Here is a 1,116-nt window from a genome sequence, read left to right as displayed (position 1 = left end):
TGTACTGCCCAGGGACGTTGGTCCGGTGAATGTGATGACTCGCGGGAGTCGTTGACTGATGGGTGAGGACCTCCGGTTGCACAGTGGAGTTGCTTAGACAACCGCTGAGACGACCAGGAGGTCCTCATGTCCCACGCTAATGCCGCTTTGACTCCGCGCCAACGTTTGCGCGTCGCGCGTTTGATCATTGACCAGGAATGGCCCGTGTCCCGAGCCGCCGAACTGTTCAACTGTGCCTGGCCCACCGCCAAGCGCTGGGCTGAACGCTACGCCGCGATGGGTGAGGCGGGTATGGCCGACCGGTCCTCGCGCCCGCACCGGGTGGTGAACCAGACCCCTCAGCAGCTCGTACGCAAGATCGTCCATTTGCGCTGGAAGCAACGGCTGGGACCGGTCGCGATCGGAGCGAAGCTAGCCATGCCGGCGTCCACGGTCCACGCGGTCCTGGTCCGGTGCCGGCTGAACCGCCTGCACCACGTGGACAAACGCACCGGCGAGGTCATCCGCCGGTACGAACACGACACGCCCGGGGCCATGATCCACGTCGATGTGAAGAAACTCGGAAATATCCCGGACGGGGGCGGCTGGCGTTACGTCGGCCGGGATCAAGGCAACCGGAACCGTGTAGAGACACCAGTCAGAACCGGCAGCCGCAGCCACCCCATCATCGGCACGGCCTACGTGCACACGGTCATCGACGACCACTCCCGGGTCGCCTACGCAGAGATCCACGGCGACGAAACCGCGGCCACCGCAGTAGCCGTCCTGAAAAGGGCCGTGTCCTGGTTCGCCGCCCGCGGCGTCACCGTCGAGCGCGTCCTCTCCGACAACGGCTCAGCCTACAAATCCCACCTCTGGCGGGATACCTGCCGTGAACTGAACATCAAGGTCAAGAAGACCCGCCCCTACCGCCCCCAGACCAACGGCAAGATCGAGCGGTTCCACCGCACCCTCGCCGACGGGTGGGCGTTCAAACGCTTCTACGCCACAGAGTCAGCCCGCAGAAACGCCCTCCCGGCATGGCTGCACCACTACAATCACCACAGGCCCCACACCGCAATCGGAGGCCACCCGCCCATCAGCCGATTAACCAACCTGCCTGGGCAGTACAGCTAG

Annotated in this window: 1 protein-coding gene; it reads left to right on the top strand. The window is 64.6% G+C overall.

Features of this window, described 5'->3' with window-relative positions; all coding sequences use genetic code 11:
* Positions 1 to 126: 126 nt before the first annotated feature.
* Complete coding sequence (locus tag AB0N24_RS27555) at positions 127 to 1,116, top strand: IS481 family transposase (RefSeq protein ID WP_364131781.1); 990 nt, start codon at positions 127 to 129, stop codon at positions 1,114 to 1,116.

Origin of the sequence: Arthrobacter sp. NPDC093128 (assembly GCF_040683875.1) — a bacterium.
GTDB lineage: Bacteria > Actinomycetota > Actinomycetes > Actinomycetales > Micrococcaceae > Arthrobacter.
This window is presented reverse-complemented; position numbering and strand designations above follow the sequence as displayed.

Excerpts from the sequence above, each read along its gene's own strand:
- AB0N24_RS27555 (WP_364131781.1), top strand. The coding sequence starts at position 127 with ATGTCCCACGCTAATGCCGCTTTGACTCCGCGCCAACGTTTGCGCGTC.